Origin of the sequence: Enterobacter sp. Y17 (assembly GCF_019730495.1) — a bacterium.
Classification (GTDB): domain Bacteria; phylum Pseudomonadota; class Gammaproteobacteria; order Enterobacterales; family Enterobacteriaceae; genus Enterobacter; species Enterobacter asburiae_B.
In genome coordinates this window covers 63463-79806 of the sequence record NZ_JAASKP010000008.1, presented here as the reverse complement: position 1 = coordinate 79806, position 16344 = coordinate 63463, and the positions used below count along the sequence as shown (strand labels likewise).

Here is a 16344-nt window from a genome sequence, read left to right as displayed (position 1 = left end):
GGTTTGCTCAGGGAATATGAGGGAAATTCAGGATGAGGGTGAGTGCGGTCTGATGCCCTCACCCTAACCCTCTCCCACAGGGAGAGGGAAATTCAGGATTTACAGCAGCTTAGCCAGACGGTTGATGTCGGACTGAATGGCTCCAGCGGTGACATCGCGACCCGCGCCAGGGCCGCGGATCACCAGCGGGTTATCGCGGTACCAGCGGCTTTCGATGGCGAAGACGTTATCGCACGGCAGCAGCGCCGCCAGCGGATGTTCAGGACGCACCGCCTCGACGCCGACTCGCGCTTTTCCGTTGGCCTCGAAACGCGCCACATAGCGCAGTACCAGCCCCATCTCGTTCGCCGCTTCCAGACGCTGTACCATCTGCTCGTTAAGCTCTTCACCATTTTCAAAGAAATGATCCACAGAACCTTCTTCACAGCCGACAGGCACCAGCGATTCGACGCGTACGGAATCCGGTTCGATGTCGTAACCGGCTTCACGCGCCAGGATCACCAGCTTACGCATCACGTCTTTTCCGGAAAGGTCAACGCGCGGATCGGGCTCGGTTAAGCCCTGCTGCCACGCCTGATCCACCAGGTCGGTGAACGGTACGGTGCCGTCAAACTGCAGGAAAAGCCAGGAGAGCGTGCCGGAGAAGATACCGCTCAGCGCCAGAATGCTGTCGCCGCTTTCAATCAGGTCACGCACGGTGTGGTTAACCGGCAGGCCAGCCCCAACGGTGGCGTTATAGAGCCAGTGGCGCCCTGTTTTTTCAAACGCGTCGTGGATCTGGCGGTATTTATCGGTGCTGCTCGCCCCCGCCAGCTTGTTCGCACTGATGACGTGGAAACCGTGGCTGGCGAAATCCAGATACTGATCCGCAAGCTGTTCGCTGGCGGTAACGTCCAGCACCACCAGATCGTCATACGGGTGCGCGCGCATCCAGAGGAACAGCGACTCTTCATCCTGCTCAACCGCTTCATCATTAAAGAACGCAAGCGCGCGGCTGGCGTCCAGCCCTTCGTAGTTCAGGAGGCTGCGGCGGCTGTCCACCACGCCCGCGAGAATGAATTCGAATCCGGTACGCGCCGAGAGCGTCACCTGTTCGCGGGCGAACAGTTCCAGCCAGCGGGAACCGATGTTGCCTTTCCCGAACAGCACCAGGCCGATGCGCTTTTCCGCGCGGAACAGGGAGGTGTGCAGACCCTGAATCAGGCTCTCGGTTGGGCCTTTACGCAGGACGGCGACCAGGCTGATGCCCTCCTCCGACTGCCAGGTGAACTCCACCGGCTGGCCTTTCAGCTGCTGCCAGAAGCGGTGGCAATGCAGCGGGTTACGGGTGACGCCCGCGCCCACCATCGCCACCAGCGCCAGCCCCTGACGCAGGCGAAGCTCGCCCGGCAGGCCCGCTTCATCCAGAATTTTCAGCGCGCTGTCCGCCACTTCCGCGGTATAGCAGAACTGCAGCAGCTGGCGATCGTTATGCACGCCAACGGCCAGCGGACGCACCTGGGCGCGTTTCAGGATCGTGTCGATATCTTTATGCGCCAGCTTGAAGTCCTGGCCTGCAGGCACCTGGAACTCAATCAGGCAGATGTCGTCGTGGCTGGTGACAATACGCGCCCCGGTACCGGACGCCAGTACGCGCTCAATGCGCGTGGAGCCTTGATCCGGGGTGTAACTGCAGCGCAGCTGGAGGTCGATATCGCTGCCGGAAACCGGCTGCAGCGTGCGCGCGTGCAGTACCGGCGCGGCCAGACGCGCCAGCTCGCTGGCTTCGTCGAGACGCAGCAGCGGCAGCAGGCAGGCATCTTTTACTTTACGCGGGTCCGCGCTGTACACACCGGCCACGTCGCTCCAGATGGTGACGCGGGACACGCCCGCCAGGGCACCAATCTGCGTTGCCGAGTAGTCCGAACCGTTACGGCCCAGCAGCACGGTTTCGCCCGCGTTGCTGCGGCTGATAAAGCCGGTGACGACAATACGTTTGCCCGGGTGCTGCACCAGCAGCTGTTGCAGCAGCGGGTAGGACAACCCTTCATCCACCTGCGGCTGCGCGGCGCGTTCGGCACGCAGGAAATCACGTGCGTCGAGCCAGGCCGCTTCCACACCCAGGTGTTGCAGCACGGCGGCCATCAGGCGCGCGGACCACACTTCACCGTGGCCCACCACTTCGGCATACACCGCGTCGGTAATTCCGCTGTCCAGCAGGGCAGCCAGACGCTCAAGGTCATGCGTAAAGGCGCTGATCAGCCCGTCCGCCACGTCCGCAGGCAGCAGGCCGGCAATCAGCTCGCTCTGGTAACGGCGTAAGGACTGTTGCACCTGATGCGCAGAAAGGCGATCGGTCTGGCTCAGTTTCAGCCAGCTAATCAACTGGTTGGTGGTGCTGCCCGCCGCCGAGACAACCATCATGTCACCCGGCTGTGAATATTCCGTCATGATCCCTGCAACGCGCAGGTAACATTTCACATCAGCAAGACTACTACCACCAAACTTGTGCAGTTGACGACCCTTCGCCCCTGCCTGCGCTATCACACTCATGATTACCCCTTGGCTGCGATCCGGAAGGCATTTTCCAGATCGGCAATTAAATCTTCAGAATCTTCAATGCCGGTTGAGATACGCAGCAGCGTCTCAGAAATTCCGGCGGCGGCACGAGCTTCCGGTGCCATACCTGCGTGCGTCATGGTCGCGGCGTGGGAGATCAAGCTTTCAACCCCACCTAAGGATTCCGCCAGCGTAAACAATGACAGCCCGCTCAGGAAGCGACGCAGCGTTTGCTCGTCACCGTCCAGTTCAAAACTTAACATCGCGCCAAACCCTTTCTGCTGACGCGCGGCAATCTCGTGCCCCTGATTTTCCGGCAGCGACGGGTGATAAAGCTTTTTCACCAGCGGCTGGGTTTTCAGGAAATCGACAATCGCCTGGGCATTGCGCTGCGCCACGTCCATGCGCGGCGACAGCGTGCGGATGCCGCGCAACAGCAGATAGCTGTCGAAGGCTCCCGCGGTGACGCCAATATTATTGGCCCACCATGCCAGTTCGGTGACAACGTCGGGATCTTTGGCAATCACCACGCCCGCCACCACATCAGAATGGCCGTTCAGATATTTAGTGCATGAATGCAATACCAGATCGGCACCCAGTGCGAGTGGGTTCTGAAGGGCCGGACTGAGGAACGTATTATCCACTACACTTATCGCTCCCGCATCCCTTGCGAGCTGACAAATTTTCGCAATATCGACAACGCGCAACAATGGATTGCTTGGACTTTCCACCAGAACCAGCTTCGGCTTCTCTGCCAGGGCCTGTTTCAGCGCCTGTTCGTCGTTTTGATCGACAAACAGCACGCGATAGCAGCCGCGTTTCGCCAGGCTGTCAAACAGGCGATAGCTGCCGCCGTAGCAGTCGTGCGGCGCGACCAGCAGATCGCCCGGTTTCAGGAACACCGTGGTCACCAGGTGAATAGCGGACATCCCCGTATTGGTTAATACTGCACCTGCGCCACCTTCCAGCTCGGCCAGCGCGCGCTGGGTCACGTCACGCGTAGGGTTGCCACGACGCGAATAATCATGCGCGCGGGGTTCATTAAATCCGGTGAAATTATACGTACTGGAAAGATGAATCGGCGGGACAACGCAGCCGTACTGCTCGTCATCATTTAATCCGCTACGCACTGCAATAGTGGCCTGTTTACGCGTCATGGTGAGGGCTTCCTGGCGAATGAGGTGAAAAGTCAGGCACCAGAGTAAACACTGAAAGTATGGACGTCAATACATCTGGACATCTAAACTTCTTTGCGTATAGATTGAGCAATGCGCAAATAGCCGTTAAAATTATATGCTTTAGTGCACGCTGCAGCGGCAATATCCGTGCCACGGTATCGTCTCTACGGTAAACTAGACAAGATTGCGGTTCAAAACGGGTGGTTACAGGTTTTGCACCTTTAAATAAATGACTGAGAGGATTAAAGGTATCTCATGGCTGAATGGAGCGGCGAATATATCAGCCCATACGCTGAGCACGGTAAGAAGAGTGAGCAAGTAAAGAAAATTACGGTTTCCATTCCTCTGAAGGTGTTGAAGATCCTCACCGATGAACGTACGCGTCGTCAGGTGAATAACCTGCGCCACGCGACCAACAGCGAACTGCTGTGCGAAGCGTTTCTGCATGCGTTTACCGGTCAACCGTTGCCGAACGATGAAGATCTGCGTAAAGAGCGTAGTGATGAAATCCCGGAAGAGGCGAAGGTGATCATGCGTGAACTGGGTATTGACCCGGATACGTGGGAATACTGAGAAGCGGATACAAAAAAGGCACCTTGCGGTGCCTTTTTTTCGGGAAACTTATTTAGCGCCCGGGATGCTGAAACGCTTGTTGAAGCGGTCAACACGGCCACCGGTTGCAACGTCACGCTGCTTACCAGTGTAGAACGGGTGGCATTTGCCGCACACGTCCAGGTTCAGATCGTGACCCACGGTAGAGCGGATCTGGATAGAGTTACCGCAAGAACAGTTTGCAGTAATCATTTCGTATTTCGGGTGAATATCTTTTTTCATGGGAGAACCTCAGTTAAGGCCGCGTCGCTCTTCCAGCCCTAACGCCAGACACCACGCGATGTTGATTGTAAGTTCTTTGGCGTAAAGTACACCAAAGGCGGCGAATCATACAGAATTTGACCAACGTATGCAAACTGATCCGCACGCCGCTTTTACTAATGTGTATACTAACGCGCCACTTTTCAAGTCAGGAAGATTCGATGCCCGTCGCTCACGTTGCCCTGCCCGTTCCGCTTCCCCGCACCTTTGACTACCTGCTGCCCGACAGCATGAGCGCCAAAGCGGGCTGCCGCGTGACCGTGCCGTTTGGCAAACAGCAGCGCGTGGGGATCGTCGTCTCCGTCAGCGATAAAAGCGAATTGCCGCTTAACGAGCTGAAGTCGGTCGTTGAGATGCTGGACAGCGAGCCGGTTTACTCCACCAGCACCTGGCGACTGCTGCTGTGGGCGGCGGATTATTATCATCACCCGATTGGCGACGTCCTATTCCATGCCCTGCCAATTATGCTGCGTCAGGGCAAGAGCGCCAGCCACGCGCCGATGTGGTACTGGTTTGCCACCGAGCAGGGCCAGGCGGTGGACATCAACAGCCTGAAGCGATCGCAGAAACAGCAGCAGGCGCTGGCGGCGCTGCGTCAGGGAAAAATCTGGCGACATCAGGTCGACGAGCTTGAGGTCAGCGAAACGGCGCTACAGGCCTTAAGAAAGAAAGGGCTGAGCGAACTGGCCAGCGAAGCCCCCGCTCTTTACGACTGGCGGGAGAGTTTCTCCGTTTCAGGGGATCGCCTGCGTCTGAATACCGAGCAGGCCACTGCCGTGGGCGCTATTCATAGCGCCTCCGATCATTTCTCTGCCTGGCTGCTGGCGGGAGTCACCGGTTCCGGCAAGACCGAGGTCTACCTGAGCGTGCTGGAAAACGTGCTGGCTCAGGGCAAACAGGCGCTGGTGATGGTGCCGGAAATTGGCCTGACGCCGCAAACCATCGCCCGATTCCGCGAGCGCTTTAACGCGCCGGTTGAGGTGCTGCACTCCGGCCTGAACGACAGCGAACGCCTCAGCGCCTGGCTGAAAGCCAAAAACGGCGAAGCGGCGATTGTGATCGGCACCCGCTCGTCGCTGTTTACGCCGTTTAAAAATCTTGGCGTTATCGTGATCGACGAAGAGCACGACAGCTCCTATAAACAGCAGGAAGGCTGGCGCTATCACGCCCGCGATCTGGCGGTCTATCGCGCGCACAGTGAGCAGATTCCCATTATTCTCGGCTCCGCCACGCCTGCGCTCGAAACGCTGCACAACGTGCGCCAGCGTAAGTACCACATGCTGCGCCTGACGCGTCGGGCGGGGAATGCCCGTCCGGCCATTCAGCACGTGCTGGATCTGAAAGGTCAGCAGGTTCAGGCCGGGCTTGCGCCTGCATTGATTACCCGCATGCGCCAGCACCTGCAGGCGGGGAACCAGGTCATTCTGTTTCTGAACCGCCGCGGATTCGCCCCCGCCCTGCTTTGCCACGACTGCGGCTGGATTGCCGAGTGCCCGCGCTGCGACCACTACTATACCTTCCACCAGGCCCAGCGGCATTTGCGCTGCCACCACTGCGACAGCCAGCGCCCGGTGCCGCGCCAGTGCCCGTCGTGTGGCTCAACGCATATCGTGCCGGTCGGTCTGGGGACGGAACAGCTGGAACAGGCGCTTGGCCCCTTCTTCCCGGACGTGCCTATTTCGCGTATCGACCGGGACACCACCAGCCGCAAAGGCGCGCTGGAACAGCAGCTGGCGGAAGTGCATCGCGGCGGCGCGCGCATCCTGATTGGCACCCAGATGCTGGCCAAAGGCCACCACTTCCCGGACGTCACGCTGGTTGCCCTGCTGGACGTAGACGGCGCGCTGTTTTCGGCAGATTTCCGCTCAGCCGAGCGCTTCGCCCAGCTTTATACCCAGGTGGCAGGGCGTGCCGGTCGCGCCGGTAAACAGGGCGAAGTGGTGTTGCAAACGCACCATCCTGAGCACCCGCTGCTGCAAACCCTGCTGCATAAAGGCTATGACGCCTTTGCCGAGCAGGCGCTGGCCGAACGCCAGACCATGCAGCTGCCGCCGTGGACCAGCCACGTCATCATCCGCGCGGAAGATCACAACAACCAGCAGGCGCCGCTTTTCCTGCAGCAGCTGAGAAACCTCCTGCAGGCCAGCCCGCTGGTGGATAATCAGCTGTGGATCCTGGGCCCGGTGCCGGCACTCGCGCCAAAACGCGGCGGACGTTTCCGCTGGCAAATCTTACTTCAGCACCCCTCACGTGTTCGCCTGCAGCATATCGTCAGCGGCACGCTGGCGCTCATCAACACGCTGCCGGAAGCGCGAAAAGTGAAGTGGGTACTGGACGTCGATCCCATCGAAGGCTGAAGACGGATCGAAAAATTTAACGCTCCTCACACTTTTTATGAAAATTCTGTAACCGATTCCATTAACTATCTGTAAAAATGGTGATGTCAGAAGTTCGGTGTTCAGGCGAGGAGAAGACGTTGAAGTCCAGGAAAGAGGTTGCACCGGCGACCATGAAAGACGTTGCCCAGAAAGCACAAGTCTCTACGGCAACGGTATCCCGCGCATTAATGAACCCGGATAAAGTCTCCCAGGCGACCCGTAACCGGGTAGAGCAGGCTGCGCTTGAAGTGGGCTATTTCCCACAGGCGATGGGGCGTAACGTCAAACGCAATGAGTCGCGCACCATTCTGGTGATTGTGCCGGATATCTGCGACCCCTTCTTCAGCGAGATTATCCGCGGTATTGAAGTTACGGCAGCGGAACAGGGTTACCTGGTGCTGATTGGCGACTGCGCTCACCAGAACCAGCAGGAAAAAACCTTCATCGATCTCATTATCACCAAGCAGATCGACGGCATGCTGCTGCTTGGCTCCCGCCTGCCGTTTGATGCCAGCATTGAAGAGCAGCGTAATTTACCGCCGATGGTGATGGCCAACGAGTTTGCGCCAGAGCTGGAGCTGCCGACGGTCCACATTGATAACCTCACCGCCGCGTTCAACGCCGTAAACTATCTCCAGGAGCTGGGGCATAAGCGCATTGGCTGTATTGCCGGGCCTGAAGAGATGCCGCTGTGTCATTATCGCTTGCAGGGCTACGTTCAGGCGCTGCGCCGTACCGGCGTCACCGTCGATCCGCACTACATTGCGCGCGGTGACTTTACCTTCGCCGCGGGTGGACAAGCGCTTGAGAAACTTCTGGACCTGCCTGAGCCGCCAACCGCCGTATTTTGTCACAGCGACGTGATGGCGCTGGGCGCATTGTCGTACGCCAAACGCCGCGGCCTTCGGATACCGAAAGATTTATCGATCATCGGATTCGACAATATTTCGCTTTCAGAATTTTGCGATCCGCCGCTCTCAACGGTCGCTCAGCCACGCTATCAAATCGGCCGCGAAGCGATGCTGCTTCTGCTGGATCAGCTTCACGGTCAAACAGTTAGCAGCGGCTCGCGGTTGCTGGACTGTGAACTGATTGTCCGCGGCACTACCCAGGCATTGACTTAAAGTAAACGTCTTTCGGATACCCTTATCTGGTCAAAGCCCCGCCGCTTAAGTAACATGGCGGACTGACGAACGAATAAATACAGCGAAACGATAGTGGCACAACGAGATTATGTACGTCGCGGCCAGCCGGCACCTTCGCGACGCAAAAAGAGTAGCTCAAGGAAAAAGCAACGTAACCTGCCTGCTGTCTCGCCAGCAATGGTCGCTATTGCTGCGGCTGTAGTCGTCGCCTTTATTGGTGGCCTGTACTTTATCACGCACCATAAAAAAGAAGAGTCTGAGGCGCTTCAGGCCAGTAAGGTTGCCGGAAATGGCCTTCCTCCGAAGCCTGAAGAACGCTGGCGCTATATCAAAGAGCTGGAAAGCCGTCAGCCCGGGGTGCGTGCGCCAACCGAACCTTCTGCGGGTGGTGAAGTGCAGAATGCGAATCAGCTGACGGATGAACAGCGTCAGCTGCTGGCCCAAATGCAGGCCGATATGCGCCAGCAGCCTACGCAGCTGAACGAAGTACCGTGGAATGAGCAGACGCCGGCACAGCGCCAGCAAACGCTGCAGCGACGTCAGGCGCAACAGCAGATCCAGCAGCAACAGCAGCAGCAGTGGGCGCAAACCCAGCCGGTGCAGCAGCCGAAAGCACAGCCGCGGGTAACGGAACAGCCATACCAGCAGCCGACGCGTACGGCGCAGTCTCAGCCTGTCCAGCAGCAGCCGAAAACGCAGCCGCAGAAACAGGCCGCTCAGCCGTATCAGGATCTGCTCCAGACGCCAGCGCATACCACCGCGCAGCAGCCGAAAACGCAGCAGGCCGCGCCGGTGACCAAAGAGACCGAAGCGCCGAAGCAGACGGCTGAGAAAAAAGACGAGCGCCGCTGGATGGTACAGTGCGGTTCGTTCAAAGGCGCAGAGCAGGCGGAAACGGTACGTGCTCAGCTGGCCTTTGAAGGGTTTGATTCGCGTATTACCACCAATAACGGCTGGAATCGCGTGGTGATTGGTCCGGTCAAAGGCAAAGAAAATGCCGATGGCACCATTTCTCGGTTGAAAATCGCCGGCCACACAAACTGCATTCGACTCGCTTCCGGGGGTTGAAACCCCCGAAATCCCCCCCATCTATCATTTAATTCAGCCCTGAGCACAGGCTCAGGGCTTCTGTTTCCCGATTCTGTAACCAGGGGGTCTGCTCGTGACAACAATAGTAAGTGTACGCCGTAACGGCCATGTGGTAATCGCCGGTGATGGCCAGGCCACGCTGGGTAATACCGTCATGAAAGGCAACGTGAAGAAAGTGCGCCGCCTCTACAACGACAAAGTGATCGCCGGTTTTGCAGGCGGCACGGCGGACGCCTTCACGCTGTTTGAACTGTTTGAACGCAAACTGGAAATGCACCAGGGTCATCTGGTGAAAGCTGCCGTTGAGCTGGCGAAAGACTGGCGTACCGACCGCATGCTGCGCAAGCTCGAAGCGCTGCTGGCCGTGGCCGATGAAACCGCCTCGCTGATCATCACCGGTAACGGTGACGTCATTCAGCCGGAAAATGATCTTATTGCCATCGGCTCTGGCGGCCCTTATGCCCAGGCTGCAGCCCGCGCGCTGTTGGAAAATACCGACATGAACGCGCGTGATATCGCGGTGAAGGCGTTGGATATTGCAGGTGATATCTGCATTTATACCAACCACAACCACACCATCGAAGAATTGACCTCCAAAGCGTAAGGATCTCCCATGTCTGAAATGACCCCACGCGAAATTGTCAGCGAACTGAACAAACACATTATCGGCCAGGATAACGCCAAGCGTTCCGTGGCTATCGCCCTGCGTAACCGCTGGCGTCGTATGCAGCTTGATGAAGAGCTGCGCCACGAAGTGACGCCGAAAAACATTCTGATGATCGGCCCGACCGGCGTCGGTAAAACCGAAATCGCCCGTCGTCTGGCGAAGCTGGCTAACGCGCCGTTCATCAAAGTGGAAGCCACCAAGTTCACCGAAGTGGGCTATGTGGGTAAAGAAGTGGACTCCATCATCCGCGATCTGACCGACTCGGCGATCAAGATGGTGCGCGTCCAGGCGATCGAGAAAAACCGCTATCGCGCGGAAGAGATGGCCGAAGAGCGCATTCTCGACGTGCTGATCCCACCGGCAAAAAACAACTGGGGCCAGGCAGAGCAGCAGGCGGAACCATCCGCGGCGCGCCAGGCATTCCGCAAAAAACTGCGTGAAGGCCAGCTGGACGACAAAGAGATTGAGATCGATCTCGCTGCCGCGCCAATGGGTGTGGAAATCATGGCGCCTCCGGGCATGGAAGAGATGACCAGCCAGCTCCAGTCCATGTTCCAGAACCTGGGCGGCCAGAAGCAGAAAGCGCGTAAGCTGAAAATCAAAGACGCGATGAAGCTGCTGATTGAAGAAGAAGCGGCGAAGCTGGTAAACCCGGAAGAGCTGAAGCAGGACGCTATCGACGCGGTTGAGCAGCACGGTATCGTGTTTATCGACGAAATCGACAAAATTTGTAAGCGCGGCGGCAACAGCTCCGGTCCGGACGTATCCCGCGAAGGCGTTCAGCGCGACCTGCTGCCGCTGGTTGAAGGCTGCACCGTCTCCACCAAGCACGGCATGGTGAAAACGGACCACATCCTGTTTATCGCTTCAGGGGCGTTCCAGGTTGCCAGCCCGTCGGATCTGATCCCCGAACTGCAGGGGCGTCTGCCTATCCGCGTTGAGCTGCAGGCGCTGACGACCGAAGATTTCGAACGTATCCTGACCGAGCCGAACGCCTCTGCTACCGTACAGTACAAAGCGCTGATGGCGACCGAAGGTGTGAACCTCGAGTTCACCGAAGACGGTATCAAGCGTATTGCCCAGGCCGCATGGCAGGTCAACGAAACCACCGAGAACATCGGTGCGCGTCGCCTGCATACCGTGCTGGAACGCCTGGTAGAAGATATCTCTTATGACGCGAGCGACCTTAACGGTCAAACCGTTACCATTGACGCAGAATATGTGAGTAAACATCTGGATGCGTTAGTGGCAGATGAAGATCTGAGCCGTTTTATCCTATAATCGCGGTTACTGGATTCTCATCACGTTTAATGGGGGCTAATGCCCCCATTTTTATTGGCTAAATACTTATGACTGACATCAGCCGTACTCAGGCGTGGCTCGAAAGTCTGCGCCCTAAAACGCTTCCTCTGGCCTTTGCCGCAATTATCGTCGGTACCGCCCTTGCCTGGTGGCAGGGTTATTTTGATCCGCTGGTCGCCGCGCTGGCACTGATTACCGCCGGCCTGCTGCAAATTCTCTCTAATCTCGCCAACGACTACGGCGACGCGGTAAAAGGCAGCGACAAGCCGGACCGCATAGGGCCACTGCGCGGAATGCAGAAAGGGGTGATTACCCAGGCGCAGATGAAACGCGCGCTGATTATCACCGTAGCGCTGATCTGCGTATCCGGCCTGGCGCTGGTGACGGTGGCGTCTAAGACCACCAGCGATTTCATTGGCTTCCTGGTGCTGGGTTTACTGGCCATTATCGCAGCCATCACCTACACCGTCGGCACGCGTCCTTACGGTTATATTGGGCTCGGGGATATCTCCGTACTGGTGTTCTTCGGCTGGCTGAGCGTGATGGGAAGCTGGTACCTGCAGGCGCATACGGTGATCCCTGCCCTGTTCCTGCCCGCGACCGCCTGCGGCCTGCTGGCGACGGCGGTGCTCAACATCAACAACCTGCGCGACATCGACAGCGATCGCGAGAACGGCAAAAATACCCTGGCGGTTCGTCTGGGGCCGGTCAATGCGCGCCGCTATCACGCCTGTCTGCTCATTGGCGCGCTGGTTTGCCTGGCGCTGTTTAACCTGATTTCCTTGCAGAGCCTGTGGGGCTGGCTGTTTGTGCTTGCCGCGCCGCTGCTGATTAAGCAGGCCCGCTTTGTGATGCGTGAACTCAGCCCGTCCGCCATGCCGCCAATGCTGGAACGTACTGTAAAAGGCGCGTTGCTGACTAACCTGTTGTTCGTCATCGGGATTGTTTTAAGCCAGACGCTGCGTTAGCTGACAAATATCAATTAACAATTGATGATTTTGCCAACAACGCATTTCGCACGATATACTGAACACATTCGCAGCAACTGAGCGTTAAACCTATGAAATACGATACCTCCGAGCTTTGTGACATCTACCAGGAAGATGTCAACGTCGTTGAACCGCTGTTCTCCAACTTTGGTGGGAGGTCGTCGTTTGGCGGTCAAATCGTCACGGTGAAATGTTTCGAGGACAACGGGTTGCTGTACGATCTGCTCGAACAGAATGGCCGCGGCCGCGTTCTTGTGGTCGACGGCGGCGGTTCCGTGCGCCGTGCATTAATTGATGCTGAACTGGCCGGCATTGCCGTCCAGAATGAGTGGGAAGGCCTTGTGGTGTACGGTTCCGTGCGTCAGGTGGACGATCTGGAAGACCTGGATATCGGGATTCAGGCCATCGCGGCCATACCGGTAGGGGCGGCGGGTGACGGCATCGGCGAAAGCGACGTGCGCGTCAATTTCGGCGGCGTGACCTTCTTCTCCGGGGACCATCTCTACGCCGATAATACCGGCATTATCCTGTCGGAAGACGCGCTGGATATCGAGTAGTAAATCCGTCAGCGAGAACCATAAAAAAACCGCCAACAGCAATGTGGCGGTTTTTTTGTCCCCTCGGGATTCGCGGTCCGTTGGGAAGTTTTGCAGGCTAACACCAGGGAGTTTCATCATACTCTCGTCCAAGCCTTGGGCAACCCCTCAGAACCTTTATAAAATCCTAATTGTCTATGAATACCTTAACTCCACGGTTGATGCTCATTATGATGAAGCGTCCCTTTCCGCCATCTCGCAAATGGGCATCGGTCCAGGGAAAGGTGTATTCACTACCGTAAAGCAGGCTAACACCAGGGCTTGTGTCCACCGGCTTATCACCGGTGGTGAACGGTGGAGCGGTTAGCTGCAGGGACCGCATAATGAAACGCTATTTATGTATCGCGTTCATTGTCGCCAGCGTACTCGTTGTAAAGAGTGATGAACCCAATGTGTTCGTTGCTTTTGCTATGACAGCGCAGGACAAGTAGCGTTAAGGCCGCCTTTGGCGGCCTTTTTTATGGTGATCGCCGACTGACATCAAACCATAAAAAAAGCCGGGTGGCGGCGACGCCCTACCCGGCTTGTTCAATTCATCCCGTAGGGAATTAGACCTCTTCCATACGTCCCAGCAGCGCCTGCAGGCGATCCTGCCAGCCGTTCTGCTGTTCGCGCAGCTGGTTGTTTTCGCGCTCCAGTTCTTCGCGGCCGTGCTGAGCGTTCTGAACTTCCTGCGCCAGGCTGTTGTTCTTCTCTTTCAGCTCTTCAATTTCCATCTGCAGCAGGGTGATGGTGTCAATCGCCTGCTGTACTTTCGATTCCAGTTTCTCAAACACTTCTAAAGACATGATGCTACCTCTCCTGAATTGCAAGGCGACGCTTTAACATAAACGCGCACGACATATACCGTCGATTGTATGGAGCGCGGCGCTCTGTGTCCAGCGACACACCGCGCAGATCGCGGTTTGCAACACTTTTAGGTCTGGTCCTGGTGTGTTCGCATCATATACCCCTAAATTGTTAACTGATTCGTTAATGAAATGATTCAGCTCACATTCCTGTACTGATGCAAAAATGTGCTTTATGGCGCGAAAACGCTCATTTTATTGACACAGACCACACATTTTGATTTCGATATTTCTCGTTTTTGCTCGTTAACGATAAATTAACACTATGTCTACAGGGCATCGTGGCTGTCACGGGCGGCCATGCTAACAATAAACATCAATTTCTTCAGGATTCCGATTATGAGTCAGACATCAACCTTAAAAGGCCAGTGCATTGCCGAGTTCCTTGGTACCGGGTTGTTGATATTCTTCGGAGTGGGCTGTGTCGCTGCACTGAAAGTGGCAGGTGCCAGTTTTGGTCAGTGGGAAATCAGTATCATCTGGGGTCTGGGCGTGGCGATGGCCATCTACCTGACTGCAGGGGTTTCTGGTGCACATCTTAACCCGGCGGTGACAATCGCACTGTGGCTGTTCGCGTGCTTTGACGGACGCAAAGTTGTTCCTTTCATTCTTTCTCAGTTTGCCGGCGCGTTTTGCGCAGCGGCGTTAGTTTACGGGCTTTATTACAATCTTTTCATCGACTTCGAACAGACGCATCATATGGTACGCGGCAGTGTCGAAAGTCTGGATCTGGCAGGTATCTTCTCAACCTATCCAAACCCGCATATTAATTTTGTGCAGGCGTTCGCAGTTGAAATGGTGATTACCGCTATTCTGATGGGCGTTATCCTGGCGCTGACCGACGACGGAAACGGCATTCCGCGCGGCCCGCTGGCACCCCTGCTGATTGGTTTGCTGATTGCGGTGATTGGCGCATCCATGGGCCCGCTGACCGGATTCGCGATGAACCCGGCACGTGATATCGGACCAAAAGCCTTCGCCTTTATCGCTGGCTGGGGCGACGTCGCCTTCACCGGTGGCAAAGACATTCCTTACTTCCTGGTACCGCTGTTTGCGCCGGTTGTCGGGGCTGCGCTGGGTGCGTTTAGCTACCGCAAATTAATTGGTCGCCACTTACCGTGCGACACCTGTGTGGAAGAGGAGAAGGAAACGACTTCTACCGCACAACAAAAAGCTTCGCTGTAATCTGACTACGGGACACATACCATGACCGAAAAAAAATATATCGTTGCGCTCGACCAGGGCACTACCAGCTCCCGCGCTGTCGTAATGGATCATGACGCGAACATCGTCAGCGTGTCACAGCGCGAATTTGAGCAAATTTATCCTCGTCCAGGCTGGGTAGAACACGACCCGATGGAGATTTGGGCATCACAAAGCTCCACGCTGGTCGAAGTGCTGGCGAAAGCCGATATCAGTTCCGACGAGATTGCCGCGATTGGTATTACCAACCAGCGTGAAACGACGATTGTCTGGGAACGCGAAACCGGTAAGCCCATTTACAACGCTATCGTCTGGCAGTGCCGCCGTACATCCGAGATCTGCGAACAGCTGAAGCGCGACGGTATGGAAGAGTACGTGCGCAGCGCCACCGGTCTGGTGGTTGACCCGTATTTCTCCGGCACCAAAGTGAAATGGATCCTCGACCACGTAGAAGGTTCACGCGAGCGTGCTAAACGCGGCGAGCTGCTGTTCGGTACCGTCGATACCTGGCTTATCTGGAAGATGACCCAGGGACGCGTTCACGTGACCGACTACACCAACGCCTCGCGTACCATGCTGTTCAACATCAACACCCTTGAGTGGGATGACAAGATGCTGGACGCGCTGGACATTCCGCGCGCGATGCTGCCTGAAGTGCGTAAGTCTTCCGAAGTGTACGGCCAGACCAACATCGGCGGTAAAGGCGGCACCCGTATTCCTATCGCCGGTATCGCCGGTGACCAGCAGGCGGCGCTGTTCGGCCAGCTATGCGTCAAGGAAGGGATGGCGAAGAATACCTACGGCACCGGCTGCTTTATGCTGATGAACACCGGCGAGAAAGCGGTGAAATCAGAAAACGGCCTGTTGACCACCATCGCCTGCGGCCCGCGCGGCGAAGTGAACTATGCGCTGGAAGGTGCGGTGTTCATGGCGGGTGCATCCATTCAGTGGCTGCGCGACGAGATGAAGCTGATCAGCGATGCGTTCGACTCCGAGTACTTCGCGACCAAAGTGAAAGACACCAACGGCGTGTACGTGGTGCCTGCGTTCACCGGTCTGGGCGCACCGTACTGGGACCCGTATGCACGCGGCGCAATTTTCGGCCTGACGCGCGGTGTGAACTCTAACCACATTATTCGCGCTACTCTGGAATCCATCGCCTACCAGACGCGCGACGTGCTGGAAGCGATGCAGGCTGACTCCGGCATTCGTCTGCACGCCCTGCGCGTGGACGGCGGTGCGGTAGCGAATAACTTCCTGATGCAGTTCCAGTCCGACATTCTCGGCACCCGCGTTGAGCGCCCTGAAGTGCGTGAAGTGACGGCGCTGGGCGCGGCATACCTTGCCGGTCTGGCGGTAGGCTTCTGGCAGAACCTGGACGAGCTGCAGGAAAAAGCGGTTATCGAACGCGAATTCCGCCCGGGCATCGAAACCACCGAGCGTAACTTCCGCTACAGCGGCTGGAAAAAAGCGGTGAAACGCGCCCTGGCGTGGGAAGAGCACGAAGAGTAATCCCCCTCACCCCGGCCCTCTCCCCA

The 16344-nt window shown here is 57.1% G+C and carries 14 protein-coding genes; 10 read left to right on the top strand and 4 right to left on the bottom strand.

Annotated elements, in window-relative coordinates; genetic code table 11:
- Positions 1 to 99: 99 nt before the first annotated feature.
- On the bottom strand, positions 100 to 2532 hold the full coding sequence (locus tag HCH49_RS20955; RefSeq protein WP_221703306.1) for a bifunctional aspartate kinase/homoserine dehydrogenase II: 2433 nt from the start codon (positions 2530 to 2532) through the stop codon (positions 100 to 102).
- Between the two features lie 2 nt (positions 2533 to 2534).
- Entirely contained in the window at positions 2535 to 3695 is a 1161-nt protein-coding gene (gene metB, locus HCH49_RS20950; protein ID WP_033146933.1) for a cystathionine gamma-synthase, read from the bottom strand.
- A gap of 276 nt (positions 3696 to 3971) precedes the next feature.
- On the opposite strand from metB, the gene metJ reads away from it, so the two are divergent.
- On the top strand, positions 3972 to 4289 hold the full coding sequence (metJ, locus tag HCH49_RS20945; protein WP_007369220.1) for a met regulon transcriptional regulator MetJ: 318 nt from the start codon (positions 3972 to 3974) through the stop codon (positions 4287 to 4289).
- Positions 4290 to 4337: 48 nt separating this feature from the next.
- Here metJ and rpmE read toward each other — a convergent pair whose 3' ends face one another.
- Positions 4338 to 4550, bottom strand: coding sequence for a 50S ribosomal protein L31 (rpmE, locus tag HCH49_RS20940; protein ID WP_003862040.1), 213 nt, complete (start codon positions 4548 to 4550; stop codon positions 4338 to 4340).
- 200 nt (positions 4551 to 4750) lie between these two features.
- Here rpmE and priA point away from each other — a divergent pair, with 200 nt between their 5' ends.
- The 7 genes from priA (at position 4751) to rraA (ending at position 12716) form a co-directional block, all read left to right on the top strand.
- Complete coding sequence (gene priA, locus HCH49_RS20935; protein WP_221703305.1) at positions 4751 to 6946, top strand: primosomal protein N'; 2196 nt, start codon at positions 4751 to 4753, stop codon at positions 6944 to 6946.
- Positions 6947 to 7065: 119 nt separating this feature from the next.
- The gene (cytR, locus tag HCH49_RS20930) at positions 7066 to 8091 is read left to right on the top strand and encodes a DNA-binding transcriptional regulator CytR (protein WP_023309683.1); all 1026 of its coding nucleotides are present in this window, start codon (positions 7066 to 7068) and stop codon (positions 8089 to 8091) included.
- 93 nt (positions 8092 to 8184) lie between these two features.
- Positions 8185 to 9180, top strand: a complete 996-nt coding sequence (gene ftsN / locus HCH49_RS20925; RefSeq protein ID WP_048978883.1) for a cell division protein FtsN — start codon at positions 8185 to 8187, stop codon at positions 9178 to 9180.
- A gap of 94 nt (positions 9181 to 9274) precedes the next feature.
- Entirely contained in the window at positions 9275 to 9805 is a 531-nt protein-coding gene (gene hslV / locus HCH49_RS20920) for an ATP-dependent protease subunit HslV (RefSeq protein WP_008501802.1), read from the top strand.
- Between the two features lie 9 nt (positions 9806 to 9814).
- Entirely contained in the window at positions 9815 to 11149 is a 1335-nt protein-coding gene (gene hslU / locus HCH49_RS20915) for an HslU--HslV peptidase ATPase subunit (protein ID WP_023309685.1), read from the top strand.
- A gap of 68 nt (positions 11150 to 11217) precedes the next feature.
- Positions 11218 to 12138 carry a 1,4-dihydroxy-2-naphthoate polyprenyltransferase gene (gene menA, locus HCH49_RS20910; protein WP_023309686.1) on the top strand — a complete coding sequence of 307 codons (921 nt, stop codon included), beginning with the start codon at positions 11218 to 11220 and terminating at the stop codon, positions 12136 to 12138.
- Between the two features lie 92 nt (positions 12139 to 12230).
- The gene (gene rraA, locus HCH49_RS20905; protein ID WP_032662736.1) at positions 12231 to 12716 is read left to right on the top strand and encodes a ribonuclease E activity regulator RraA; all 486 of its coding nucleotides are present in this window, start codon (positions 12231 to 12233) and stop codon (positions 12714 to 12716) included.
- A gap of 587 nt (positions 12717 to 13303) precedes the next feature.
- Here rraA and zapB read toward each other — a convergent pair.
- Positions 13304 to 13543, bottom strand: coding sequence for a septal ring assembly protein ZapB (zapB, locus tag HCH49_RS20900; protein ID WP_010436935.1), 240 nt, complete (start codon positions 13541 to 13543; stop codon positions 13304 to 13306).
- Between the two features lie 399 nt (positions 13544 to 13942).
- Here zapB and HCH49_RS20895 point away from each other — a divergent pair, with 399 nt between their 5' ends.
- Entirely contained in the window at positions 13943 to 14788 is an 846-nt protein-coding gene (locus tag HCH49_RS20895; protein ID WP_014885705.1) for an MIP/aquaporin family protein, read from the top strand.
- A 21-nt stretch (positions 14789 to 14809) separates the two neighbouring features.
- Positions 14810 to 16318: a glycerol kinase GlpK gene (gene glpK, locus HCH49_RS20890; protein ID WP_023309688.1), complete on the top strand. Its 1509-nt coding sequence runs from the start codon at positions 14810 to 14812 to the stop codon at positions 16316 to 16318.
- The last annotated feature ends 26 nt before the right edge of the window (positions 16319 to 16344 follow it).